This window comes from Mycobacterium paragordonae, assembly GCF_003614435.1.
GTDB classification, from domain to species: Bacteria; Actinomycetota; Actinomycetes; order Mycobacteriales; family Mycobacteriaceae; genus Mycobacterium; species Mycobacterium paragordonae.
The window spans coordinates 3,507,541-3,531,881 of record NZ_CP025546.1; the positions used below are offsets into that span (position 1 = coordinate 3,507,541).

25 protein-coding genes and 1 pseudogene are annotated in these 24,341 nt (G+C 67.3%); 12 read left to right on the top strand and 14 right to left on the bottom strand.

Annotation, left to right across the window (positions count from 1 at the left end; all coding sequences use genetic code 11):
- Nucleotides 1-71 precede the first annotated feature (71 nt).
- The 4 genes from C0J29_RS15915 (at nucleotide 72) to C0J29_RS15930 (ending at nucleotide 3,005) form a co-directional block, all read left to right on the top strand.
- Nucleotides 72-1,019 (top strand): hydrogen peroxide-inducible genes activator, encoded by a 948-nt coding sequence (locus tag C0J29_RS15915; RefSeq protein WP_120792903.1) that lies wholly within the window; start codon nucleotides 72-74, stop codon nucleotides 1,017-1,019.
- 9 nt (nucleotides 1,020-1,028) lie between these two features.
- Nucleotides 1,029-1,733, top strand: a complete 705-nt coding sequence (locus C0J29_RS15920) for an EthD domain-containing protein (protein WP_197748208.1) — start codon at nucleotides 1,029-1,031, stop codon at nucleotides 1,731-1,733.
- 4 nt (nucleotides 1,734-1,737) lie between these two features.
- A complete protein-coding gene (locus C0J29_RS15925) occupies nucleotides 1,738-2,181 on the top strand; it encodes a PPOX class F420-dependent oxidoreductase (RefSeq protein ID WP_065044260.1) in 444 nt (147 codons plus the stop codon).
- Nucleotides 2,182-2,249: 68 nt separating this feature from the next.
- Complete coding sequence (locus C0J29_RS15930; RefSeq protein WP_065163061.1) at nucleotides 2,250-3,005, top strand: enoyl-CoA hydratase/isomerase family protein; 756 nt, start codon at nucleotides 2,250-2,252, stop codon at nucleotides 3,003-3,005.
- A gap of 19 nt (nucleotides 3,006-3,024) precedes the next feature.
- On the opposite strand, the gene C0J29_RS15935 is transcribed toward C0J29_RS15930, so the two are convergent.
- Nucleotides 3,025-3,246, bottom strand: coding sequence for a (2Fe-2S)-binding protein (locus C0J29_RS15935; RefSeq protein ID WP_120792904.1), 222 nt, complete (start codon nucleotides 3,244-3,246; stop codon nucleotides 3,025-3,027).
- 277 nt (nucleotides 3,247-3,523) lie between these two features.
- Here C0J29_RS15935 and bfr point away from each other — a divergent pair, with 277 nt between their 5' ends.
- The gene (gene bfr / locus C0J29_RS15940) at nucleotides 3,524-4,003 is read left to right on the top strand and encodes a bacterioferritin (protein WP_065044292.1); all 480 of its coding nucleotides are present in this window, start codon (nucleotides 3,524-3,526) and stop codon (nucleotides 4,001-4,003) included.
- A 76-nt stretch (nucleotides 4,004-4,079) separates the two neighbouring features.
- Nucleotides 4,080-6,146: an MDR family MFS transporter gene (locus C0J29_RS15945; protein WP_065044257.1), complete on the top strand. Its 2,067-nt coding sequence runs from the start codon at nucleotides 4,080-4,082 to the stop codon at nucleotides 6,144-6,146.
- Here C0J29_RS15945 and C0J29_RS15950 read toward each other — a convergent pair.
- On the bottom strand, nucleotides 6,130-7,788 hold the full coding sequence (locus tag C0J29_RS15950) for a PPE family protein (RefSeq protein ID WP_120792905.1): 1,659 nt from the start codon (nucleotides 7,786-7,788) through the stop codon (nucleotides 6,130-6,132). The two genes, C0J29_RS15945 and C0J29_RS15950, sit on opposite strands and share 17 nt — an antisense overlap.
- A 144-nt stretch (nucleotides 7,789-7,932) precedes the next feature.
- Between C0J29_RS15950 and C0J29_RS15955 the strand changes: the two genes are divergently transcribed.
- The 3 genes and pseudogenes from C0J29_RS15955 to C0J29_RS15965 all read left to right on the top strand — a co-directional run bounded on the left by C0J29_RS15955 (nucleotide 7,933) and on the right by C0J29_RS15965 (nucleotide 10,971).
- A complete protein-coding gene (locus C0J29_RS15955) occupies nucleotides 7,933-8,427 on the top strand; it encodes a carboxymuconolactone decarboxylase family protein (protein ID WP_065163075.1) in 495 nt (164 codons plus the stop codon).
- Between the two features lie 37 nt (nucleotides 8,428-8,464).
- Nucleotides 8,465-9,817 (top strand): type I glutamate--ammonia ligase, encoded by a 1,353-nt coding sequence (locus C0J29_RS15960; RefSeq protein WP_120792906.1) that lies wholly within the window; start codon nucleotides 8,465-8,467, stop codon nucleotides 9,815-9,817.
- Nucleotides 9,814-10,971, top strand: a pseudogene (locus C0J29_RS15965) (amidohydrolase family protein). Before C0J29_RS15960 ends, C0J29_RS15965 begins: the two are co-directional and overlap by 4 nt.
- On the opposite strand, the gene C0J29_RS15970 reads toward C0J29_RS15965, so the two are convergent.
- Entirely contained in the window at nucleotides 10,955-12,313 is a 1,359-nt protein-coding gene (locus C0J29_RS15970; RefSeq protein WP_120792907.1) for a phenylacetate--CoA ligase family protein, read from the bottom strand. The pseudogene C0J29_RS15965 and the gene C0J29_RS15970 sit on opposite strands and share 17 nt — an antisense overlap.
- A gap of 12 nt (nucleotides 12,314-12,325) precedes the next feature.
- A complete protein-coding gene (locus tag C0J29_RS15975) occupies nucleotides 12,326-12,769 on the bottom strand; it encodes a limonene-1,2-epoxide hydrolase family protein (protein WP_065044289.1) in 444 nt (147 codons plus the stop codon).
- 84 nt (nucleotides 12,770-12,853) lie between these two features.
- Here C0J29_RS15975 and C0J29_RS15980 point away from each other — a divergent pair, with 84 nt between their 5' ends.
- Nucleotides 12,854-13,783: a dienelactone hydrolase family protein gene (locus tag C0J29_RS15980; RefSeq protein WP_120792908.1), complete on the top strand. Its 930-nt coding sequence runs from the start codon at nucleotides 12,854-12,856 to the stop codon at nucleotides 13,781-13,783.
- Here the strand turns inward: C0J29_RS15980 and C0J29_RS15985 are convergent, their stop codons facing one another.
- The 6 genes from C0J29_RS15985 to C0J29_RS16010 form a co-directional block, all read right to left on the bottom strand.
- Complete coding sequence (locus C0J29_RS15985) at nucleotides 13,784-15,100, bottom strand: cytochrome P450 (protein WP_065044288.1); 1,317 nt, start codon at nucleotides 15,098-15,100, stop codon at nucleotides 13,784-13,786. It abuts the gene before it with no gap.
- 2 nt (nucleotides 15,101-15,102) lie between these two features.
- Entirely contained in the window at nucleotides 15,103-15,519 is a 417-nt protein-coding gene (locus C0J29_RS15990) for a lipoprotein LpqH (protein ID WP_065044252.1), read from the bottom strand.
- Nucleotides 15,520-15,526: 7 nt separating this feature from the next.
- Entirely contained in the window at nucleotides 15,527-16,357 is an 831-nt protein-coding gene (locus C0J29_RS15995; protein WP_065044251.1) for an SDR family oxidoreductase, read from the bottom strand.
- A gap of 23 nt (nucleotides 16,358-16,380) precedes the next feature.
- Nucleotides 16,381-16,845: an SRPBCC family protein gene (locus C0J29_RS16000; protein WP_065044250.1), complete on the bottom strand. Its 465-nt coding sequence runs from the start codon at nucleotides 16,843-16,845 to the stop codon at nucleotides 16,381-16,383.
- A 51-nt stretch (nucleotides 16,846-16,896) separates the two neighbouring features.
- Entirely contained in the window at nucleotides 16,897-17,313 is a 417-nt protein-coding gene (locus C0J29_RS16005) for a transglycosylase family protein (protein WP_065044287.1), read from the bottom strand.
- A 107-nt stretch (nucleotides 17,314-17,420) separates the two neighbouring features.
- Complete coding sequence (locus tag C0J29_RS16010; protein ID WP_120792909.1) at nucleotides 17,421-18,002, bottom strand: chorismate mutase; 582 nt, start codon at nucleotides 18,000-18,002, stop codon at nucleotides 17,421-17,423.
- Between the two features lie 48 nt (nucleotides 18,003-18,050).
- Here C0J29_RS16010 and C0J29_RS16015 point away from each other — a divergent pair, with 48 nt between their 5' ends.
- Nucleotides 18,051-18,617 carry a hypothetical protein gene (locus C0J29_RS16015; protein WP_082977915.1) on the top strand — a complete coding sequence of 189 codons (567 nt, stop codon included), beginning with the start codon at nucleotides 18,051-18,053 and terminating at the stop codon, nucleotides 18,615-18,617.
- A gap of 103 nt (nucleotides 18,618-18,720) precedes the next feature.
- On the opposite strand, the gene ag85B is transcribed toward C0J29_RS16015, so the two are convergent.
- Nucleotides 18,721-19,701, bottom strand: a complete 981-nt coding sequence (gene ag85B, locus C0J29_RS16020) for a diacylglycerol acyltransferase/mycolyltransferase Ag85B (RefSeq protein WP_065044249.1) — start codon at nucleotides 19,699-19,701, stop codon at nucleotides 18,721-18,723.
- A gap of 575 nt (nucleotides 19,702-20,276) precedes the next feature.
- Between ag85B and C0J29_RS16025 the strand changes: the two genes are divergently transcribed.
- Nucleotides 20,277-21,446: a DUF7159 family protein gene (locus C0J29_RS16025; protein ID WP_120794759.1), complete on the top strand. Its 1,170-nt coding sequence runs from the start codon at nucleotides 20,277-20,279 to the stop codon at nucleotides 21,444-21,446.
- 5 nt (nucleotides 21,447-21,451) lie between these two features.
- Here the strand turns inward: C0J29_RS16025 and C0J29_RS16030 are convergent, their stop codons facing one another.
- The 3 genes from C0J29_RS16030 to C0J29_RS16040 are packed head-to-tail and all read right to left on the bottom strand — an operon-like array spanning nucleotide 21,452 to nucleotide 24,337.
- Nucleotides 21,452-22,009, bottom strand: coding sequence for a YceI family protein (locus tag C0J29_RS16030; RefSeq protein WP_162951483.1), 558 nt, complete (start codon nucleotides 22,007-22,009; stop codon nucleotides 21,452-21,454).
- A 3-nt stretch (nucleotides 22,010-22,012) separates the two neighbouring features.
- Nucleotides 22,013-23,026 (bottom strand): alcohol dehydrogenase catalytic domain-containing protein, encoded by a 1,014-nt coding sequence (locus C0J29_RS16035; RefSeq protein WP_120792910.1) that lies wholly within the window; start codon nucleotides 23,024-23,026, stop codon nucleotides 22,013-22,015.
- A gap of 15 nt (nucleotides 23,027-23,041) precedes the next feature.
- Complete coding sequence (locus tag C0J29_RS16040; protein WP_120792911.1) at nucleotides 23,042-24,337, bottom strand: cytochrome P450; 1,296 nt, start codon at nucleotides 24,335-24,337, stop codon at nucleotides 23,042-23,044.
- Between the last annotated feature and the right edge of the window lie 4 nt (nucleotides 24,338-24,341).

The window sequence follows — 24,341 nt, forward strand, 5'->3', positions numbered from 1 at the left end:
GGTGGTCTGCCACCATGTTGCCCCGCACCGGCTGTGAAGTAAAGGTGATTTGTCGCACTACACTGATAGGTATGTCCGATAAGAGTTTCCAACCTACCCTGGCCGGCCTCCGGGCCTTCGTGGCGGTGGCGCAGAAACAGCATTTCGGCAGCGCCGCAACGGTTCTCGGCCTCAGTCAGTCGACATTATCGCAGGCGCTGGCGACGCTGGAGACCGGGCTGGGGACCCACCTCGTCGAGCGTTCCACTCGCAGAGTTCGCATCACGGCCGAGGGCGAACAACTGCTGCCGCTGGCTCGCGCCGTCGTCGACGCGGCGGAGGCCTTCACCCGCGCCGCCGCCGGTACCGGCGATCCGCTGGACGGCACGGTCCGGCTCGGCTTGATCCCCACGGTCGCGCCCTACGTGCTGCCGGCGGTTCTGGCCGGGCTGCCGCGACGGCTGCCCGACCTGACGTTGCGGGTCGTGGAGGACAAGACCGAGCGGCTGCTGGGCTTGCTGCGCGACGGCGCGCTGGACGCGGCCCTGATCGCGCTGCCCGCCGACGCCGCGGGCCTCACCGCAATCGCCATGTACGAGGAGGATTTTGTGCTGGCACTGCCTCCCGGCCACGCGCTGTCGGGAAAGCAGCGGGTACCCGCTACCGTGCTCGCGGAGTTGCCGTTGCTGCTGCTGGACGAGGGTCACTGTCTGCGCGACCAGGCCCTGGACGCGTGCCGGGAGGCGGGGGTGCGCGCCGAGCCGGCCGACACCCGGGCGGCTTCGCTGGCGACGGCGGTGCAGTGTGTGGCCGGAGGACTGGGCGTGACCTTGATCCCGCAGACCGCCGTCGCGGTCGAAACCGCGCGCAGCAGTGTCGGTCTCGCCCGGTTCGCCGCACCGCGCCCGCACCGGCGCATCGGTCTGGTGTTTCGTTCCTCGTCCGGCCGCGACGAGTCCTATCGCCGGCTGGCCGGCATCATCGCCGAACTGATCGCCGACAACCAGTCGGTGCACCGCGTGGACGACGACGGGGGTTAGGTTCGGCGCATGGAGAAAGTGATCGCAGTGCTGCGGCGGGCCGAATACGACGACGACTGGTGCGCGCGTCTTCGGGGGCCGGTGGCCACCGAATTGTCGGAACTGGGCCTGCCCGGGCTGACGGTGAACGTCCGCGACAGCGCGGTGCGCGACTCGCTGATGACGCTGACGACCCTGGACCCGCCGGCCGCCGCGGTGGTGAGCATGTGGACGCAGCAGTGTTACGGCGAGCAGATGTCGGCGGCCCTGCGGGTGCTGTCCGCCGAATGCGGGCAGCTCGCCGCCTACCTGGTCACCGAGTCGGTTCCGATGCCTGGGCCGGTATTCGAATCAGGTGAGCGCACAACGGGTTTGGCGAATATTGCGTTGCTGCGGCGACCGCAGGACCTGGATCAGGCGACCTGGCTTGACCGCTGGCAACTCAACCACACCCAGGTGGCCATCGAGACCCAGTCCACATTCGGCTACACCCAGAACTGGGTGGTGCGCGCCCTTACCCCGGACGCTCCGGGAATCTCGGCCATCGTCGAGGAGTTGTTCCCGCTGGAGGCGGTCACCGACTTGAAGGCGTTCTTCGGCGCCGCCGACGACGCCGACCTACAACACCGGGTGGGCCGGATGGTGGCCAGCACTTCGGCCTTCGGCGCCAACGAGAACATCGACACGGTACCCACCAGCCGCTACGTGATCAGGACGCCGTTCCGGGAAGGGTAGGCAGATGACGACACTTCAGGATGCGGTGGCGCTGGCAGCGTCCGAAAGCGGACTCGCGGTGATATCCACGGTGCGCGCCGACGGGAGCGTGCAGGCGTCGCTGGTGAACGTCGGACTGCTGCCACACCCGGCCGGGGGAGAGCCCGTGCTCGGTTTCACCACCTACGGCAAGGTCAAGCTGGCCAACCTGCGGGCCCGTCCCCAGCTGGCCGTCACGTTCCGCAACGGTTGGCAATGGGCCACCGTCGAAGGCCGCGCGGAGTTGGCCGGCCCGGACGACGGACAGGACTGGTTGTCGGACCCTGACCAGTTGCGGCTGTTGCTGCGCGACGTGTTCACCGCCGCCGGCGGCACCCACGACAACTGGGACGAGTACGACCGGGTCATGGCCGAGGAGCGGCGCGCGGTGGTGCTGATCCAGCCAACCCGCGTATATACCAACAGCTGAGCCTGATTGGCCGCACTCCTCAGCGGCCCGTCCCGGCCCGCATCGTCGCCCCGGCTAGGCTGCCAGGCGTGACGCTGCTGGTCGATGACGACAACCGGGTCCGCACTCTCACCCTGAACCGGCCCGAGGCCCTGAACGCATTCAACGAGGCGCTGTACGACGCCACCGCCCAGGCGCTGTTGGATGCCGCCGAGGATCCCGAGGTCGCCGTCGTCCTGCTGACCGGCGCGGGCCGTGCCTTCAGCGCCGGCACCGACCTGGCCGACATGCAGGCCATGATCTCCGACCCCGACTTCACCCCCGGGAAGTACGGGTTCCGCGGTCTGATCGAGACCCTCAGCGCCTTTCCCAAGCCGCTGATCTGCGCCGTCAACGGCTTGGGGCTGGGCATCGGGACCACCATCCTCGGCTACGCCGATCTTGCCTTCATGTCGACCACCGCCCGGTTGAAATGCCCGTTCACCAGCCTGGGCGTCGCGCCCGAGGCGGCGTCGTCGTATCTGTTGCCGCAGCTGGTGGGTCGGCAGAACGCGGCGTGGTTACTGATGTCCTCAGAGTGGATCGACGCCGACGAGGCGCTGCGAATGGGATTGGTGTGGCGGGTCTGTGAGCCCGACGAGCTGTTGCCAGAGGCGCGCCGGCACGCCGATATTCTTGCCGCGCGGCCGATTTCGAGCCTGATGGCGGTCAAGCACACGATGGTCGAACCGATCCGTCCGGAGATCGCTGCGGCGACGGCACGGGAGAACGCACACTTCGCCGAGCTGATGGGTGGTCAGGCCAACGCCGCGGCGCTGGCAGATTTCGGGAACCGGCGGCGCTGAGCGGCCGTGCGCGGACCGGTCAAGCGGACTTCTGAGCGGACCCCAAAGAAGACGACGCGGGCTCCAGTTCAGCCTGATTGACGCGCGCGGCGGAGATGATGGCCCGCAGCGTCCGGCGGCAGCGCCCGCAGTCACCTCCGGCGCCACACAGCGCGGCCACTTCCTTGCAGGTCGAGGCGCCCCGTGAAACGGCGTCACACACCGTGTGGTTGGTGGCTCCGACGCACAGGCACACGTACATCAGCGGACACCACCCGCAAATGCGGAGGGCGCGTAGTGTGTGCTCATATTAGTGGAGTCTAACCTAAGTGAGTTAGCAGAGTCTAACCTAACTAAAAACGACTGATCACACTTACGCCACGACGAGACGCGCCGACGGCGCAGTTAAGCGTGGGCTCAGTTGCCTTGGCTGCACTAGATTGAAAACGGCACCCAACGGTGCTGCTCCACCCGTACGGCGCGCTACAGCCCAGTGCGCCCGCGGATCGACTGACAGCCTTCACACCGTAGGAGTGACCATGCAAGGCGATCCAGACGTTCTACGTCTCCTCAACGAACAGTTGACCAGCGAACTGACCGCGATCAACCAGTACTTCCTGCACTCGAAAATGCAGGACAACTGGGGATTCACCGAACTCGCGAAGCACACGCGGGCGGAGTCGTTCGACGAGATGCGGCACGCCGAAGCGATCACCGACCGCATCCTGCTGCTGGACGGCCTGCCGAACTACCAGCGGATCTTCTCCCTGCGCATCGGCCAGACTCTGCGCGAACAATTCGAGGCCGACCTGGCGATTGAGCACGAAGTTTTGAACCGGCTCAAGCCGGGCATCATCATGTGCCGCGAAAAGCAGGACAGCACCAGCGCGATTCTGCTGGAAGGGATCGTCGCCGACGAGGAATCGCACGTCGACTATCTCGAGACGCAGCTGGAGCTGATGGACAAGCTGGGCGAGGAGCTCTACTCCGCCCAGTGCGTCTCGCGCCCGCCGAGCTGATACCGGAGCGCCCGCTTACGCCTCCACGGATCGGCACCGGCAACCACAGGGATCCGACGCCGACGGGAAGGCCGCCATGACAAGCTCGAGATCGACGGTCGCCGCACCCGCGCCGGCCGCTGATCTCGCGCCCGGCAGCACGCTGATCACGCCCGGGCGACGCAACTTCATCTTTGCCGCGATCGCGCTCGGAATGCTGCTCGCGGCCCTCGACCAGACCATCGTCGCCACCGCGCTGCCGACCATCGTCGCCGACCTGGGCGATGCCGGCCGTCAATCATGGGTGGTCACCAGTTACCTGCTGGCCTCGACGATCGTCACCGCGCTGGTCGGCAAACTCGGTGACATCTTCGGCCGCAAACGGGTTTTCGAAGTCGCCGTGCTGTTTTTCGTCGTGGGGTCGGTGCTGTGCGGGCTGGCGCAGTCGATGACCATGCTGGTGGGCGCGCGGGCCCTGCAGGGCATCGGCGGTGGGGCCATCACCGTCACGGCCAGCGCCTTGATCGGCGAGGTGGTGCCGCTGCGCGAGCGTGGCCGTTACCAGGGCATTCTTGGCGCGGTCTTTGGCGTCACCACGGTCGTCGGCCCGTTACTCGGCGGCTATTTCACCGACTACCTGACCTGGCGCTGGGCGTTCTGGATCAATCTGCCGGTCTCGCTGGTGGTGATCTGCGTGGCGGCCGCGGCGATTCCGGCGCTGAAGTCGGCCACCAAACCCGTGGTGGATTACGCCGGGATCGTCTTCATCGGCCTGGGCGCGGCCTGCCTGACCCTGGCCACCAGCTGGGGCGGCACCGTCCATCCCTGGGGTTCACCGACGATCATCGGGCTCTTCGCGGCCGCCGCGGTGTCCCTGGCCGTGTTCGTCTGGGTGGAAAACCGCGCGGCCGCACCGATTCTGCCGATCCGGTTGTTCGGCAGCCCGGTATTCACCGTCTGCTGTGTGCTGTCGTTCGTCGTCGGGTTCGCGATGCTGGGCGCGATGACATTCCTGCCCACCTTCATGCAGTACGTCAACGGAGTCTCGGCCACCACGTCGGGTCTGCGGACGCTGCCGATGGTGGTCGGGATGCTGATCACCTCGACCGGCAGTGGCACCGTGGTCGGCCGGACCGGACGCTACAAGATCTTCCCGGTCGTCGGCACCGCGCTGATGACGCTCGCTTTCCTGCTGATGTCCACCATGGACAAGTCGACGTCGGCGCTGCTGCAGTCGGTGTACCTGCTCATTCTTGGGGCCGGCATCGGCCTGTCCATGCAGGTTCTGGTGCTCATCGTGCAGAACACGTCGGACTTCGAGGACCTCGGTGTCGCCACCTCAGGGGTGAGCTTCTTCCGCACCATCGGCAGCTCGTTCGGGGCGGCCATCTTCGGATCCCTGTTCGTCAACTTTCTCAGCTCGCGACTGGCCGCGGCGCTGGCGGAGACCGGGGCGACTCCGGACGCGGTGAGTTCGCCCGCGGCGCTGCACCGGCAACCGCCGGCCGTGGCCGCGCCGATCGTGCACGCCTACGCCGAGTCGCTGTCCCAGGTTTTCCTGTGGGCCGCACCGGTCGCGGCGGCCGGCTTCGTCTTGGCCCTGTTCCTGCGCGAGGTCCCGTTGCGCGACATTCACAACAGCGCGGTCGACATCGGCGACGGGTTCGGCATGCCGACCACCGATACGCCGGAACGCCTGCTGGAGAACGCGATTGCGCGCATGCTGCGCGGCGAGCCCGGGGTGCGGTTGCGCAGCATCGCGATGCGGCCCGATTGCCGGCTCGACGTTGCGGGGCTGTGGGCGTTGCTGCGGGTCAACCGCTACACGCAGTTCTTCGGCTCCGCGCGCCTCACCGACATCGGCGACAATCTGCAGATTCCCTTCGAGGTGCTCGAACCCACCTTCAACCGATTGGTCGCCGCGGGTTATGTAACGCGCGAGGGGGATCGGCTCTGGCTCACACCCGCGGGCTTCGAGCAGGTGCAGTATGTGTATTCACTGCTGCTGGCCTGGATCATCGACAAGCTCTCCCGCTCGCCCGGTTTCGCCGTCCGCCCCGACCGCAGCCAAGTGGAGGCCGCACTGGGCCGGGTCGCATATCGCGTTATCGCGCAACGCGATTGGAACGAGGACACCGCGACCGAGGCTATTGCGAGTCGTTGAGCCAGCTCCCGGGCAGCAACGGCATCCTCGGCCCGTCGCCGAACCCGTCACCGGCCAGCGTTGTCAATCCGGCGGCGCCACTGAGGGATTCGTCGGACACCGTGCCCGCGAAACCCATTGTCTGCGCGCCCCGCTCGGAGGCCTGGGCCGACGGCGGCCCGTCCCACTGGGGGTCCCGTTGGGGGTCCCATTGTGGGTTGACGTCGACATTCATGTCCAGGAACTCGTCGCCGAACCCGCGGTTTCTGGCCGCGCGGCGGCGCCGGGCCCGCCCCTGCTCGCGAGCCGCGGCAGCGGCCGCCTGGGCAGCGCTGTCGGGTTGTGACGCCTGCCTTTTCGCCGCGGAGCTCGCCTTCGCGCTGAGCCCGGAACCGAATCCGATCCCGGGTGGCACCGCGTAAGGCGGTGTGAAGCCGGCCCCACCCGCGGCGGGCGATGCCGGCGGCGAGGGAGAAGGGGATGGCGGCCCCGCCGTCGTGTGCGGCGCCGGCGCCGGCGCCGACGCGGGTGCCGCGGCCGGCGCGGTGGTCGAGGACAGCCCTGCCACCGGTAGCGGAGGCTGGGCGGCGATCGGAACCATCGCCGGCGCCGCGACCGGTTGCGGCAGCGCGGCCAGCCCGGCCAGTCCGGCGAGGCCGCCCGCCGAGGCAAGCGGGGCAGCGGCCACCGGGAGCGCGGCGGCCAGCGCAGCCGGCTGGCTGGTCAGGGTGAAGACCTCGGCAAGGTGGGTCGGCCAGTCGAACAACTCCAGGCTGACGAGGTACTGCACGGCCAGCACCGGGTTGGTCTGCAGATAGACGAAGAACTGCTGAAAATCCTCGCCCAATTCCAGCGTCCGGGCCACCCAGAAAGCCGCGACGGTCGGATCGGTGTAGTAGTCGTATTCAAGGCCGTTCAGCGTGCCTTCGGCGGGATTCCAGTCGTAGCCGAAGTTCCGCAGGACGTTGGCGACGAAGTCGTCCAGCGCGTTGTCGACCAGTGGATCGTGGGCGATCGTGTCGTTCCCAATGCCCAACTGCTGCAGGATCGCATCGAGCTGCGGGTTGTTGATCAAATTCTCGAATTGCGTGAACGGGTTGAGCTGCGGATTGCTCATGAAGTCCTGGTAGGCCTGCAGCGGGTTCTGCAGGATCTGCGGTGCCGGGTCGGCCGGGGGCGCAGCGGCCAGCGCCGAATCGGACGCGGCTTGGTAGCCGCTCATGGTGGCGGCGGCCTGAGTCCACATGCGGGCGTAGTCGGTCTCATTCAGCGCGATCGGGATGGTGTTGATGCCGAAGAAGTTGGTTGCCAGCAGTGCGCCGTGCACGGCGTGATTCGCCGCGAGTTCGGGCAGCGTCGGCATAGTGGCCAGTGCCGTCAGGTAGGCCGCCGCCATGGCTTCTTCGCGTGCCGCGTTCTCGGCGCTGCTCTGGCCGGCCTGGGTCAACCAGTTCAGGTAGGGCAGGTGGGCTTCCACGTAGGCCTGCGCGCTGGGTCCCGCCCAGGCTGCGCCCTGCACCGCTCCCAGCACCGCGACGAGTTCGGCTGCAACGGTGGCGTATTCAGCGCTGAGCGCCGACCACGCCGAAGCGGCGGCGAGCAGCGCACCCGGCCCAGGGCCGCTGCTCAACAGCGCCGAGTGCACCTCGGGAGGCGCGGCCATCCACCCGCTGAAGCCCGTCACTACCCCTCCCCACCCGGCCTTCTATGAGAACCACATGTTTTGAACATGATTTTCATTTGCATCAAGGTAGCGCGCGGGTGGTGTTCGGTTCAAGTACGAATCGGCCGGGCGTACCATCTCGCCATGAGCCGAATCGGAAGTTTCGCGGACGACGATGTCGCCGGCTGGGTCCTGAAATCCCCTGAACTCGGCGGTGCGATGGCCAATTTCAGCCGAGCGGTCTACACCAGCAACCGGTTGCCGCTGCGCACCCGCGAGATCGCGCGGGCGGTGATCGCCGACAACAACGAATGCATCGTTTGCGCCAATACCCGTGACGCAGACGGCCCGGCGGCCGGGGTCGACGAAGACCTCTACCACCACGCGACCGAGTGGCGGACCTGGCCGGGGTACAGCGAGCAGGAGCGGCTGGCGGCCGAGTTCGCGCACCGCTTCTCCACCGATCACACCGAGCTGCGTGACGACGAGGACTTCTGGAGCCGGGCCGCCGAACACTTCTCCGACGAGCTGCTCGCCGACCTGGCGATCTCGTGCGCACTCTGGGTCGGCATGGGCCGGGTGCTGCGCACCCTGGACATCGGGCAGGCGTGCAAGCTGACCCTGCCCAGCCGAGCCTGATCCGGGGCGTATCAGCCGGAACCGCAGAATGGCTGCCATGACCGCCACTCCGCTCGCTGCTGCGGCTATCGCCCAACTCGAGGCCGAGGGCGTCGACACCGTCATCGGCACCGTGGTGAACCCCGCCGGACTCACCCTGGCCAAAACGGTGCCGATCCGCCGGACGAACACGTTCGCCGATCCGGGTCTGGGCGCCAGCCCGACCTGGCACGCCTTCGCCATCGACCAGACCGGCATCGCATTCACCGATGACGTCAGCGTGGTGGGGGATCAACGCCTGCGCATCGACCTGTCCGCACTGCGCCTCATCGGTGACGGGTTGGCGTGGGCACCCGCCGGTTTCTTCGAACAGGACGGGACCCCCGTTCCGGTCTGCAGCCGGGGGACATTGGGCCGGATCGAGGCCGCCCTGGCCGACGCCGGCATCCAGGCCGCGGTCGGTCACGAAATCGAGTTCCTGCTGGTGGATTCCGACGGCGGTCGGCTGCCCGCCACGTTGTGGGCACAGTACGGCCTGGCCGGGGTCTTAGAACACGAGGCGTTCGTTCGGGACGTCATCGCCGGTGCCACGTCGGCCGGGGTGGTGATCGAGCAGTTCCATCCCGAGTACGGGCCCAATCAGTTCGAGCTCTCGCTGGCACCGCAGTCTCCGGTGGCCGCGGCCGACCAGCTGGTGCTGATGCGGATCATCATCGGCCGTGCCGCCCGCCGCCACGGGATGCGGGTCAGCCTGTCCCCGGCACCGTTCGCCGGGAGCGTGGGATCGGGCGCGCATCAACACTTTTCGCTGACCATGCCGGAGGGCCCGCTGTTCTCCGGCGGCAGCGGCCCGGGCGGCATGACCGCGGCGGGGCAGGCAGCGGTAGCGGGGGTACTACACGGGCTACCACAGGCGCAGGCGATCCTGTCCGGATCGATCGTGTCCGGCCTGCGGATGAAGCCCGGCAATTGGGCTGGCGCCTACGCCTGCTGGGGCATCGAGAACCGGGAAGCCGCGGTGCGGTTCATCGAGGGCGGCCCCGGCAATCCGCACGGCGCCAACGTCGAAGTGAAGATCGTCGACCCCTCGTCCAACCCCTACCTGGCTACCGCGGCGATTCTCGCCCTGGCGCTCGACGGCGTCACCGGCCAGGCGACGTTGCCACCCGAAACGACGGTGGACCCCGCACAACTTTCCGACGCGGACCGGGACCGGGCCGGGACCCGGCTGCTTCCCGATGATCAGGTGCAAGCCCTTGCGGCACTGCAGGATTCAGCGCTGATGCGGAAGCTGCTGGGCGATCCGGTGGTCGACATGGTGACCGCGGTGCGCCGGATGGAGCACGACCGCTACGCCGACCTCGAACCCGCGGCGCTCGCCGACAAGTTCCGGATGGCCTGGAGCCTATGACCCGGCCCACGGATTCCGCGCTGTCACAACATATTCGCCGAGTAGCGCTGATCGACCAGCACGCGCACGGCTGCTGGGTGGCCGCCGGCGACCGGCGGCGTTTCGAGAATGCGCTCAACGAGGCCAATACGGAGCCGCTCGCCGACTTCGACTCCGGCTTCGACACCCAACTCGGCTTCGCGGTGCGCAATCATTGCGCCGCCGTCCTCGGGCTACCCAGACACGCGGACGCGCAGGAGTACTGGGAGCGCCGGAGCCAATTCAGCGAATCCGAACTGGCGCGGCGGTTTCTGCCCGCCGCCGGGGTGAGCAACTGGCTGATCGACACCGGATTCGCCGAAGGAGTCACCGACGTCGCCGAGTTCGGCGAGCTGTCCGGTCGCCGCGCCTACGAAGTGGTGCGTCTGGAGCAGGTGGCGGAGGAGGCGGCGCAGGCCGACGGCGAGTAAACGGCGGCGTTCGAAGAGATCCTGATCCGCCGCGCCGCCGGCGCGGTGGGCACCAAGTCGATCCTTGCCTACCGGGGAGGGTTCGACGGCGACCTGAGTGAGCCGTCCGCGGCCGAGGTCAGGGCCGCCGCGCGACGCTGGCGCGATGAGGGTGGCGTCCGGCTGCACGATCGGGTGCTGCTCCGGTTCGGGTTGTATCAGGCGTTGCGATTGGGCAAACCGTTGCAGTTCCACGTCGGTCTCGGTGATCGCGACTGTGATCTGCACAAGACCGACCCGCTGTATCTGCTTGACTTCCTGCGCAATTCGGGGGATACCCCGATCGTGTTGCTGCATTGCTACCCCTACGAACGTCAAGCCGGCTACCTGGCGCAGGCCTTCAACAACGTCTATGTGGACGGCGGGTTGACCGTGAACCAGCTGGGCGCGCGATCACCGGCATTCGTCGCCCGGCTCCTCGAACTCGCGCCGTTCCGCAAGATCCTGTACTCATCCGACGGTTTCGGACCGACGGAACTGCACTATCTCGGAGCGGCGTTGTGGCGCAACGCAATCGGTCGGGTGCTGCACGGCTTCGTCGACGCCGGTGACTGGAGCGAGGCGGACGCCATCCGGGTGGTCGACCTGATCGCTCACCACAACGCCGCCCGCATCTACCGCCTCGCCAGCGGCGACCCGCGCGGACCGATCACGGTAGCGGGATGAACCGGCGCAGCTTTCCGCTGGCCTGATGCCGGTTCAGGCTGTCGGTCAACCGGATTCGGATCACCGGTTGCGCCAACCCGTACCGGCGCAGCGCCGCGACCATTGCGGCGGTGAGCGTTTCGGTATCCGGCGCGCCGACCACCAAGATGTCGGCGCCGGTGGGGGTTTGGACGACCTGGTATTCCGAGATGCGGGCGTCGGTTCCGAGCACGTGACGAAAAATAATCGGGGGCACGGTGACGTCGTGGTACCGGAAGTCGTCGTCGCGGCGGCCACCGATATCGGCGACTCTGGCGAAGGCGCTGCCACAGGGGCAGTCGCCCGGTAACGGCGCCACCTGATCGCCGAGGTCGTAACGGATGAAGGGGAACGTCCGGTTGGCCAGTCCGGTGGCGAGCGTCCGCACCGCGGGCTGCAGCGGACCGACCGGAACACCATCGGCGTTCACTCGCTCGAGCACGACCTCGTCCTCGCAGACGTGCAACCCCGCGCCGCGCCCGCAACCGACCGCCTGCACGCCGATTTCGGTTGAGCCCCATAGGTTGTGAATCACGGGTTGCCAAGCTCTGGTGATCGCTGCGCGGTCTTCGTCGAGCAGCGGCTCGGAGTTGGTGCTCACCCGGACCGGCTCGATGTGCAGGTCACCGGCCAGGGATGCGCGGGCCAGCCGTCCGATCACCGTCGGATAACCCACCAGATGCGTCGGCGCAGCGGCGGCCACCGCCGACAAGACCTCGTGGAACGGGGCACCGGCGGCGATCACGACGGTCTGCATGCCCGGGGCGGTCGGCACGTCGAAAAGCGGGGTGCTGGCGTGCGGGGGAACGCCGGCGGTCAACACCGCCAGTCGGGCCGGAAGCGGTTGTGCCCGTTGTTCTTCGCGGGCCTGAACCCGCCACGCGAGACAGGCCGCCGAGATGTAGAAATCCCAGTCCCAGACGTAAACCCCGCGCACCCCGCTGGATCCGCCGGAGCTGAAGAACTGGTATCCGTCGAGATAGGAGAACCCTTGCTGCTCGGCCAGGATCCGCTCGGCGGTGGCCCGGTCCAGCCCGGGCGCGGTGTTGATGGTGTCCCAATTCTGTTGGGCGTCCTGCTTGGTCATGATGGGCAGCGACGCCAGGTCGGCGATGGTGGCCCCCGACGGGTCCAGCGCCGCCAACCGCCGCGCGTGAAACGGCGACCGCTCCTTGGCGTAGGACAACAGTGCCCGCAGCCGGTGTTGCTGGTAGTTCTCGATCTGGGGGCGTGACCAGTTCAGGCGCGCGACATGATCTTTCAGGGCGTCCTGCACCGCCCCGAGATGCGCTGCGCGCGTCGCCTGGTAGGCCGCGGGCGGCATCGGCGGGAGTGTCTACACCAAGGCGGTGGCGTCGAAAATCCAGGAGGTGTCGCCGCCGGCCAGGTTTTCGAAATGTTGCGGCGGCGCGAACGCCACCAGGCTGTTCATGTCCCAATAGTCTTTCCAGACAGCGATTTTGCCGTCCACCACCTTATGCACCGTGACGAACCTCAGCACCCCCTGCTCGCCGGTCTGGAAGGTCCAGGTCTCCGAGTGCTCGTACATCACGTCGGAACCGTTGGACACCAACACGCCGTCGTGGTTCTCGTAACCCGCCAGCTGCTCCAGTCCTATCTTCAGCCGCGTCACGATGTTCTCCGGACCACGGGCCGAAACCGCCGGAACCGGCATGTCCACGTACAGGCAGTCGTCGGACAGGAATGCCTTGACCGCATCCCAGTCCCGCCGCGAGAGCGCCTGCCACATTCCGGTCACGACATTCTCGGCTGTGATCACTTCCGTCATACCCGTCAATTAACTCGGCCGCCGCACGGGTGTCAACCAGAGCTCGGCGGCGCATACTCGCTTTAAGGAGGGAACGTGACGGGCCTGCACCGCTACATCGCCGAAGAAATCGCCACCGACCATGTCGACGGTCTGCTGACCAGACGCGAAGCCCTGCGCCGGCTGGGCCTGCTCGGCGTAAGCGGGACCGCGGCGGCGACCCTGATCGCGGCCTGCGCGAGCGCCGAGACTTCCAGGCCCACCGCCCAGACTTCCAAGCCCACCGCCGAGATTTCCAGGGCCCCGGCCAGCACGACCGGGACGCAACCACCGGGCATGGCCGGCGCGCTGGCCACCTCACCGGTGACCTGGCCGGGACCCCAGGGCCAACTCCAAGGGGCGTGGGCGCGGGCGGCCGAACCCAAGGGCGCGGTGCTGGTCATCCATGAGAACAAGGGACTGACCGACTGGGTGCGGTCGGTGGCCGGGCGGCTGGCCGGCGCCGGCTTCACGGCGCTGGCGATCGACCTGTTGTCGGAGAAGGGCGGAACGGGCGCGTTCGGTGATCCTGCCCAGGCCACCGCAGCACTGGCCGGCATCGCACCCGAGCAGTTCGTGCGGGACCTGAACTCGGGCGTCGGGCAACTGCGGAAGTTGGCCCCTACCCAGAAGATCGGCGTGGTGGGGTTCTGTTTCGGTGGGGGACTGGTCTGGCAATTGCTGGGGGCCGGCGCGCCGTCGGTGTCCGCCGCGGTGCCGTTCTACGGGCCGTTACCCGACAACGCGAACTTCGGCGAGGCCAAGGCCGCGGTGCTGGGGATCTACGCGGCGCTCGACAACCGGGTGACGGCTTCGCAGCCGGCGGCCGAGGCAGCGCTGGCCCGGGCGGGACTGGTGCACGAGTTGATCGTGGAACCGGATGCCGACCACGCGTTCTTCAACGACACCGGTCCGCGGTACAACGCCGTAGCGGCTGCCGACGCCTGGCAGCGAACCCTGGACTGGTTCGGCCGTTACCTGGCCTGACTACCGCGCGACCATAGATCGGGTCTGGCCCAGCTGCACCGGCAGCGTCGACCAGCCGCGCAGTACCCGGGTGCTGCGGCGGCTCCCGCTACCCGCGATCTGTACGTCGGGGAAGCGGTCGAAAAAGGTGCGCAGCCCGACTTCCCCCTCGGCCCGGGCCAGCGCGGCACCGAGGCAGAAGTGGCGTCCCGTCGAGAACGCGAGATGCCTTCCCGCGTTTGATCTTTCGACGTCGAAGCGATGCGGGTCGGCGAACACCGCCGGGTCGCGGTTGGCCGCGGCCAGGTAGACGACCACCACCTCGTCGCGGTAAATCGGCATCCCCGCCACCTCGACGTCGCTGCCGGCCACCCGGGCGGTCAGCTGCACGGGCGAGTCGAGCCGCAAAATCTCCTCCACAGCGTTGGGCCACAACTCCGGCCGGTCCCGCAGCTTCTCCAGTTGGTCGGGATGGTCGAGCAACATCCGAATTCCGTTGCCCAGCAGGTTGACTGTGGTTTCGAAGCCGGCGACCAGGACCAGACCCGCGACCGCCTGCAGCTCGATGTCATCGAGATAGCTGTCCGCGCTGCCGCTTTGGGCGGTCTGGATCAGTTGGCTCATCAGGTCGTCGCCCGGATTGCGTTGCAACTCCCGCAGATGCTGCACCAGCCATGCGTTGAAGCCCGCGACGCCCCGCTGCACGCGGACGTACTGCTGCCACGGCAACCCGATGTCCAGACTCGGGGCGGCCAACTCGCCAAACTCCAGGACGCGCCGGCGGTCGTACTCCGGCACACCGAGGATGTCGCTGATGACGGTGATCGGTAGCTGAGAGCAATACCGCCCGACGATATCGACCCCGCCGGGCCGGTCGACGAGCCGATCGAGCAGTTCGTCCGCCGTCTGCTGAACCCGGTCGCGCAACGCGGTCACCGCGCGCGAGGTGAACACCGCCGAGACGGTCTTGCGGTAGCGCGTGTGATCGGGCGGTTCGACCGCCAGCAGCGACGGCGGCCGCATCGGGTGCAACCGATCGTCACGAGTACGACTTTCCAGCCAGCGCAACGGTTTCGGGAGGCTGTCACCGAAATTGATGACATGGAAATCGTCGGAACGCAGAATATCGTGGGCGAGGCGGTGGTCCACCGTCATCAGGTTCGCCCGGTTGCGCACCAATCCGCCGCGGCGCCGTATCTCGTCGTAGAACGGCACCGGGTCGTCCGCGACGGCTGGGTCGGCGATCAGCCGGGCTTGCAGATCACCGCGCCGGACCGCGAGTTTGGCCACCCCGCGGACCACGCCGTGCATCGCGAACCAGTGCAGTCTGTCCTTCACCGTCAGCACTCGGCGCTGATCTTGAAGTCCGTTGTCACGACCTTGTTCGGGTTGTTGCTGTTGATGCCGGACGCGCTGCCGGTGATGGTGTAGGCGTTCTTGTTGACGTCCACGTGGGCGTCGCCCACCCCGCCCTCGTAATAGCTGCCGGTGAACCCATCGACATTGCGGATCTTGACGAATTGCGGGATCACCCGGTCACCGCTGATCATGACCACGGCTTGCACCTGGCCGTCCCGATCATGGATGTCGAAGGTGCGGTAGGCCTGGATCTGACTGCATGCCGGAGGGCGCGTGGTGTGGGTGGCGCCGTCGATGGTCACATGCGCGGCCTTGCGCGGCATGATCTGGGTTCCGCCGCAACCGGACACGGTGAGTGCCAATGCGATTCCTGCCGTTACCACTATCCGGTTCTGCACCAGGACATTATTGCTGGTTGGGGTCCAGCCTGGGCAATGCTTTGACGATGCGATTTCGAACGAACTCCGGACTGACGCCCTTGAGCCGGTCGATCCAGCGGATGCTGCCGGGCACATACCAGTGCAGCCGGGTCGGATGCTGGTAGGCCCGCCACGCCGCCTCGGCGACGCTGGAGGCCGGCATCAGACGGAACATCCCCCGCTTGGGCGCCGCGGCGCGCAGTTCGTCGTGGGTCATCTGGGTTTGCGACCCGTCGGAGTGCTGAGGCGTCGAAGTGAGGATGGCGGTGTCGATCAGGCCGGGCAGCACGTCGGCGACCCGCACGCCGTGGCGCTGCCATTCCACGCTCAGCGCCTCCGTCAGACCCTTGACGGCATGCTTGGTCGCCGAGTACACGGCGATGCGCGGCATGCCGTAGGTGCCCGAGGAGGACGACGTCGAGAACATCAGGCTGCCCGGCGCCTTCTTCAGGTAGGGGAGTGCCCCGTAGGCGCCCGTCAGCACGGCCTTGAAGTTCACGTCGACGACTCGCATGGCGGCCTCGTACGGCACGTCCTCGAACCAGCCGCCTTCACCGATGCCGGCGTTGTTCCACATCATGTCGAGTCCGCCGCCGGCGTTGCCGGCACAGAAGTCGGCCAGAGCCGTGTCCAGCGCGGCCTTGTCGGTCACGTCGACCACCCGGGTCCACAGCCCGGCACCCAGTTCCACGCTGAGTGCGGCCAGGCCGTCGTCGTTGCGGTCTACGGCGCCGACGCGCCAACCTTTGCCGTGGAAGAGCTTGACGCCTTCCCGGCCCATCCCGCTGCCCGCACCGGTGATGAATATCGTCTTCATCGATCTGATCTCCGCCCAGCCCCTCAGCCTGCTTCGACCACATCTTTGATGCGATGCAGCGTCTTAGTCATGTCTCGTATGTTGCGACGTTTACGTAAGAAGCCTCCCAACACCAGGTAGACGTTGTTGAACGGAGACGGCGCGAGCCGGAAGGACTCGGTCACATCCGTGGCCTGTCCGTCTGGCCCGGCCGGCACCAGCTTGTAGTGCCAGTTGTTCACCACCCGGTCGCCGACCAGCACAGCAAACCCGAATTCGCGACCGGGCTCGCAGGCGGTCACCTCGCAGGTGGTCCAGTACACCGGCCCGATCTCGTTGCGGCGGACGTGGCCGCGAAAGCGCGCTCCGAGTTCGGGTCCGGTCGCCTCACCTAGCCACTCGGCCTCGAAGGTTTCCGGTGAGAAGCGTCCGGTATTTCGAATATCGGCAATTAATTCCCAGATCTTGTCTGCCGGCGCCGCCATATGAACCGTTGCTGAACCCTCCATAGGAGGATCCAATCACGCCGCCTGTAACGAAACGCGGCGCCCCGCCGATAATCATTGTTTGGGCGTGAACATCCCGATGATCTGACTGATGGTCTGGGTCAGCGTTCCACCCGGCTTGGGCAGTTGCGCGATCCCGGGTCCCATGCCTCCCGCGCTGGCGCATTTCGGCCAGGCGCCCGGGCCCTGACCCGCCAGGACTTTGTTCGCAACGGCGATTTGTTGCTGCTTGGAGGCTTTCGCCGGGTTTCCGACGCCGCCGTATTCCTCCCAGGTGGCTTGCTTGAACTGCAGACCGCCGTACGCGCCGTTGCCCGTGTTGGCGGCCCAGTTGCCGCCGGACTCGCACTGCGCGACGGCCTCCCAGTTCATCGCGTCGGCGTCGGCGGTGCCGGTGGACAACGACATGCCGGTGGCGATGAATCCCGCGGTGATGGCTGACTTGATGAGGGGCTTTGTGATGTGGGTCATGTCCGGCATTTCGCCGGGCGTGTTCAAAGCGTTACCCAAGAGAAAAAATTATGAGATCAGTTGTCTACCGCATTGAGATTGGCGCAAACGGCGTTGCGGCGGCTGTCTCAGGCGGACGGCTGAGTCGGGCAGTAGGACGCGGTTGCCGCCGTAAGCGCACGTCGGTACAGGTCGTCCAGGTTGCGCTGCCGGGTGACCTCAGCCCGGGCGTCGTGCAGCAGACCCGCACATGCGGGAGAGTGCAGCAAACTCCAGTTAAGCGATATGTGAGACAAAATTTTAGTGTTCAGGGCGTCGATGACGGCTCGTGATCCCGCGAGGTCGGCTGGGGGCGGCGGCACCGCGGCCGGCTCGAGCTTCCAGTCTGCGAACCGGCGGTACTCGATGGCTTCGGTGGCGTCGATCTGGTCGCTGAATACGCGGGCGACATAATCCGGGTCGACGTGTGCCGACGCCGCGTCCTCGCGCAGCGTCGCGAGTTCCTGCTGGATCCGCACCGGATCCTCGATGTCGCCGTGTGCACCCCACTTATAGGCGGCCACCGGCTCGGCGATCGTCAGCCGCTCGGCGAGCGCATCGACCAGAGCGGTCAGCGGGCCGGCACCCTCGGCCCGGCCCTGCGGCGCGGTGCAGCCGACGATCAGGACGGCGACCGCGACCGGCACGGCGCGGGACACGACTTGCAGCATCCCGGCCCTCCCTCGGCGGGTGTTCACCTACTGACGAACAATGGTGGCATGCGTGCAGACTGGTTGCGCTCGAGGCAGGCCCGGTCGCTGCTCGCCGCCACACTCGGAACCTCGCTGCTGTTGGGCGGCGCATTCCTGGCGGTGGACCAGCTGCACGCCACACCCGGCGACGCCCTGCATCGCTCGGGACCGTCGCTGTCCGACCAGCAGAGCCGAGCCCAGGCCGTGGGCGCAGCCAGGGATGTCGTCTCGGCCGCGCAGCTGCACACGACGACGGCCGGCTACTTGTTGATGTCGTGCCGGGACCGCGACAATCCGCCGTATCAGGGCGCGGTGTATCTGACCTTCACGATTCCCGCCGATACCCGCGCCGATGTCTACCTGCCGGCCGTCACCAAGGCGCTGGCAGCCGACGGCTGGGCGGAAGGCCTGTCGCCGGGCGGCCACCCGTACAGCAGGTCGATGTCCAAGGGACAGGTCACCGCGCTGATCTACCGCGACGACGACAACGCGAATCTAGGGGTGGCGCGGGTCTACGGCGAATGCCGCAACACCAGCGACCACCGCACCGACACCACAGGGTGGGTGGATGTCGCCGGGGAGATCGGCGCGTGATGAACCCCTACGGACGAAGCCCCACGCGGAATTCCCCGATAACGCACTACTGCGCCTGACGGCGGTTGCCGTCAGGCGCAGTAGTGACAGTGTTTCGTGCGGGTCAGCCTCTGGCGCCCAGGGCGCCCTGCAGGTCACCCTTCATGGCGACCAGCTGCGCGCCCCAGTACTCCCAGCTGTGCGTGCCGTCGTTCTGGAAGTTGAACACGGCGTTGTGGCCACCGGCCGCGTTGTACTGGTCCTGGAACTTGATGTTGCTGCTGCGGACGAAGTTCTCCAGGAACTCCGCGGGCAGGTTGGCGCCACCCAGTTCGCTGGGCTTGCCGTTGCCGCAGTAGACCCACAGGCGGGTGTTGTTGGCCACCAGCGTGGGGATCTGGAGAGTCGGGTCGTTGCGCTGCCACGCCGGGTCGCTGGACGGACCCCACATGTCAGCCGCCTTGTAGCCGCCCGCGTCACCCATGGCCAGGCCGATCAGCGACGGCCCCATGCCCTGCGACGGGTCCAGCAGCGCCGACAGCGAGCCTGCGTAGATGAACTGCGCGGGATGGTAGGCGGCCAGGATCATCGCCGACGAACCCGCCATCGACAACCCGACCGCGGCACTGCCGGTCGGCTTGACGCTGCGGTTGCTCTGCAGGTAAGAGGGCAGCTCGCTGGTCAGGAAGGTCTCCCACTTATAAGTGGAGCAACCCGCCTTGCCGCAGGCCGGGCTGTACCAGTCGCTGTAGAAGCTGGACTGGCCACCGACCGGCATGACCACGGAGATGCCGGACTGGTAGTACCACTCGAACGCCGGGGTGTTGATGTCCCAGCCGTTGTAGTCGTCCTGGGCGCGCAGGCCGTCGAGCAGGTACAGCGCAGGAGAGTTGTCGCCGCCGCTCTGGAACTGCACCTTGATGCTGCGTCCCATTGCCGCTGACGGCACCTGCAGGTACTCGACCGGCAGACCTGGCCGGGAGAACGCTCCCGCGGTCGGCGCACCGCCGGCGAGTCCGATCAGGCCCGGCAGGGTCGCGGCCGCAGCCGCACCGACCAGGAGTCGGCGACCCCAGGCCCGTATCTTCCCGCTCACGTCTGTCATACCTGTGCCCCTTGTCCTTATGTCTTTTGTTCCCGGCAGAACTTACCTCGTGACTGGGCCGCATGTCGATTCGGACGCAATCACATTTCAGTTCCATATCGGTTACCGCCGCGGATACAGCAACTGTGTTACCTGGACCCTCGGCGGATCACCGCATTCGTTATAGCCCGCGGCGAACACGCCCGGACGCGACACACGCCGCGGCGTTATGCAGGCGTTACGCAGTTGAAATCCCGCGGAGTCGCAAGCGCGCAAGGGCCTGGGCGCATTCGGCACCCGCGCAGTCGCCGTCGCGCCGAGCAACCATCGCGCGGTTTACCACCGCGCAGGCAGGCATTTTTGGCGGCCCAATTGCGCAGATCACCGGTGTTTGAGAGCCACCTGCGGGTTTCCCGGGAAGTTGAACACCGGCCAAGACGTACTCGCTTCGAGCGCGTAGGCTCGCTCGGAGCAATCCGACTGCAGACAGCTATCCCGGGCAATTCCGGCACTCCCGCGCCCCAGCACCTTGCCCCTTGGTGCCCGCGGCACGGACGAGCGCGCGGCCGGCTCCGGGAATGATTGAGGTGCGAGATTTGGACACGGTACTTGGGCTATCGGTGACGCCGACCACCGTCGGGTGGGTCCTTGCTGAAGGGCATGGAGCCGACGGCGCCATCCTTGACCACCGTGAAGTGCAGTTGCAGGACGGGTCGCAGCACAGCCACGGGATCCGTGCCGTCGGCACCGCACAGCAGGTGACCGCCGAAGTACTGCGGGCCCGCGAGGTCGCCGAGACCGACGGCCACCGGTTGCGGGTCGTCGGCGTGACCTGGAGCGATGAAGCCTCGGCCCAGGCCGCACTGCTGCAGGAGGCCCTCACCGACGCAGGATTCGACAACGTTGTGCCCATCCGCCAGCTCGAGGCCGTCGAAACGCTGGCGCAGGCCATCGCGCCGGTGATCGGTTACGAGCAGACCGCTGTATGCATCCTCGAGCGCGAGTGGGCGACCGTGGTCATGGTGGACACGCACGACGGTGAGACGCAGACCGCCGTCAAGCACGTGCGCGGCGGCTACGACGGGTTGACCTCCTGGCTCACCGGAATGTTCGACCGCAGCACCTGGCGCCCCGGTGGCGTGGTGGTGGTCGGTTCCCAGCACGACGTCAGCGACTTCTCCTGGCAGCTGGAGAACGCCCTGCCGGTCCCGGTCTTCGCCCAGACCATGGCGCAGGTGACCGTCGCCCGCGGCGCCGCGCTGGCGGCCGCACAGAGCACGGAGTTCACCGACGCCGAACTGGTGGCGGCCGGCGCTGCCGTGCCCGTCGCCGCCGTTCCGGTGCGCTCGCGTCAGTACGCCGGCGCGGCGACCACCTTGGCCGCCGCCGCGGTGACGTTCGTGGCGTCGGTCTCGCTGGCGGTGGGCCTGCAACTCGCCCCCGGCCAGGATTCCGCCCCGTCCCGGCCGGTGCACAAGTCCACCGCGCCGATGGCCGAGGCGGTGGCCTCACCTCCCGTTCAGCCTCCCGTACAGCCGCCCGTTCCGACTCCCGCGCAAGCGATTCCGGTCGCGCCACCGGTGCAGCAGGAGCCGGTGCGGCTCACCTCCGGCGAGCAGGTTCAGGAATCGGCGCCGGGTGGCCCGTCCGCCGCGGCCGTGCCCGACCCGGATGCTGAGGAACCCGTGGAAGGCCCGTTGCGGCTCAGTCGAGTGCTCGAACACATCCCCGGCACCTTCGCGGAACCGGGGCGCCCGCCGGAGTAATCGGTTCAGGCCTTGCGGCGCGTCGCGGCGAACGACACCGTCACCTCGTCGGCCACTTGCAGCGATCCCATCAGCAGTGAATAAGGCTTGACGCCGAAATCGGACTGACGAACCGCGGACTCCAGCGACAGGCGCCACGAGTCGTCCAGTTCCTCGGTGTGCAGGTCGACGACGTGGTCGCGCTGCTTACCCCGAATCTGCAGTTTCCCGGCCAGTCGGTAGCCGTCGGCGGTCTTGTCGATGGAGTCCGCTTCGAAGCGGATCTCGGGAAACTTGCTCGCGGACAACGACTTCAGGGCATTAGCCCGCACCAGCGTCTTCTCCGGCCCGGACAGGCCCTTCACGCCGCCCTCACCGCGCAGCACCTCGAGCGAGTCCACCTCGACCACCAGGGTTGCCGTATCAGGCTGTCCACCAACCCAATTGACGCTCGCCTGCCACCGGGTGAGCGCGATCGTGAGCCGGTGGCCCATTCGGGCCGCGCGACCGGCAACCCCGGTGTGCAGAGTCAACTCGCCGTCGGCAGCATCGAAGGTCCACACGGCGTCGTCGTCGGTGGCCACGGGTCAGACGGTGAGAACGGTGCGGTAGTGGGCCCGGCCTTGTTCGAGCGCCGCGTAACCGTCGGCGGCCTGCGCCAGCGGCAGCTCCTCGATCCAGGCGCGCACACCCGACAGCAACGCGAAATGCATTGTCTCTTCGACATCTTTCGCGGTCCCCGAGGGATGACCGATGATGCTGAGCCCGGGCGTGATCAATTGCACGGGACTGATCGGCAGGGGCTCCGGCGTCACCCCGATGGTGACCAGCTCGCCCTGTGGCAGCAGGCCGCCGACCGTATCGGCCATGGCTTGCGAATTGCCTGCTGTGGCAAGCACAACCGCGGCCCCACCCAAGGTGCTCAAAGCCTCGGCGACGTTCACGCTGGTGGAGTCGATGTAATGGTGGGCGCCCAGTTTCTTGGCGTCCTCGGCTTTGCCGGTGCCTCGCGCGATGGCGATCGTTTCAAATCCCATGGCACGCGCCCACTGCACGCCCAGGTGCCCCAGGCCGCCGACACCGAGGATCGCGACCCGGTCACCGGGCAGCGCCCTGGTGTGGCGCAGCGCGTTGTAGGTGGTGACGCCCGCACAGCCCATCGGCGCGGCCTCGACATCGCTGAGCCCGTCCGGGATCCGGGCCAGTGCGGTGGCCGGAACGGTCACGGATTCCGCGTAGCCACCCGGATACTGCCAGCTCGGCACCTTGCCGTTGGCGCAGTGGATCAGAATGCCTTTGCGGCACGGGTCGCAATGATTGCAGTTGCCACCGAACCAGCCGACCGCGACGCGGTCACCCACCGCGAATTCTTCGACGCCGTCGCCGAGTTCGGCTATGGTTCCGGCGATTTCGTGGCCGGGGGTCAGCGGCCATGACATACCCGGGAATCCGCCGTTGACGAAATGCGCGTCGGTACCGCAGATGCCGCAGGCGGTCACCGCGATGCGCACCTCGCCGCGTCCGGGCGGGGAGGTCTCGACTTCGGCGAGCTCGAGTGGCGCGCCGGCCGACTGAACATGGACAGCCTTATGAGTGGGCATGTTGCTCTCTGTCGCTCAGTGGGTCACCGGGCATTGCTGGCCGGGAGCTGTTCCCTCGGTGTGGTAATCCACCTGCCAGTGCTTGATTCCGTTGAGCCAGCCCGACCGCAGCCGCTCGGGTTTGCCGACCGATTCCAGGTCGGGCATGGCGTCGGCGATCGCGTTGAACATCAGGTCGATCGTCATGCGGGCCAGGTTGGCGCCGATGCAGTAGTGCGCACCGGTGCCACCGAATCCCACGTGCGGGTTGGGATCGCGCTTGATGTTGAAGGTGAACGGGTCGTCGAACACGTCCTCGTCGAAATTGGCTGAGCGGTAGACCATCACCACTCGCTGGCCCTTCTTGATCTGCACACCCGAAAGCTCGAAGTCCTCGAGCGCGGTGCGCTGGAACGAGGTGACCGGCGTGGCCCAGCGGACGATCTCGTCGGCGGTGGTCACCGGACGCTCCCGCTTGTAGAGCTCCCACTGGTCCGGGAAGTCGGTGAAGGCCATCATGCCCTGGGTGATCGAGTTGCGGGTGGTCTCGTTGCCGGCCACGGCCAGCAGGATGACGAAGAAGCCGAACTCGTCGTCGGAGAGTTTGTGGCCGTCGACGTCGGCCTGGACCAGCTTGGTGACGATGTCCTCGCCGGGGTTCTGCGCGCGGTCGGCGGCCATCTGCATGGCGTACATGATCAATTCCACCGAGGCGGTGATGGCGTCGTTGGTGGCGAACTCGGGATCCTGGTCGCCTACCATCTGGTTGGACCAGTGGAACAGCTTCATCCGGTCTTCCTGCGGAACACCCAGCAGGCCGGCGATCGCCTGCAGCGGCAGCTCACAGGACACCTGCTCGACGAAGTCGCCGGAACCCTGCGAGGCCGCCACCTCCACGATGCGGCGGGCACGTTCGGCAAGGTCGTCACGCAGCCGTTCGACGGCGCGAGGCGTGAAGCCGCGGGAGATGATCTTGCGCAGGTGGGTGTGTTGTGGTGCGTCCTGGTTGAGCAGGACGAACTTGCCCCGCTCGATCTGCTCGCCGACGGTTCCGTCCTTGTAGCGGGGGAGTGCGGTCTTGGCCAGGCTGGAGAACACGTCGCTGCGCCGGGAGATCTCCTTGACGTCCTTGTGCTTGGTGACCACCCAGAAACCGCCGTCGTCGAAACCGCCCGCCCCGTAGGGCTGCTCGTTCCACCAGATCGGGGCGGTCCGGCGCAGCTCGGCCAGTTCCTCGATCGGCAGACGCTCGGCGTGGATGTCCGGGTCGGTGAAATCGAACCCGGGCGGCAGGTTCGGCTTTGCTTGCGGTTCGGCTGGCGTCGTTGACAATTGC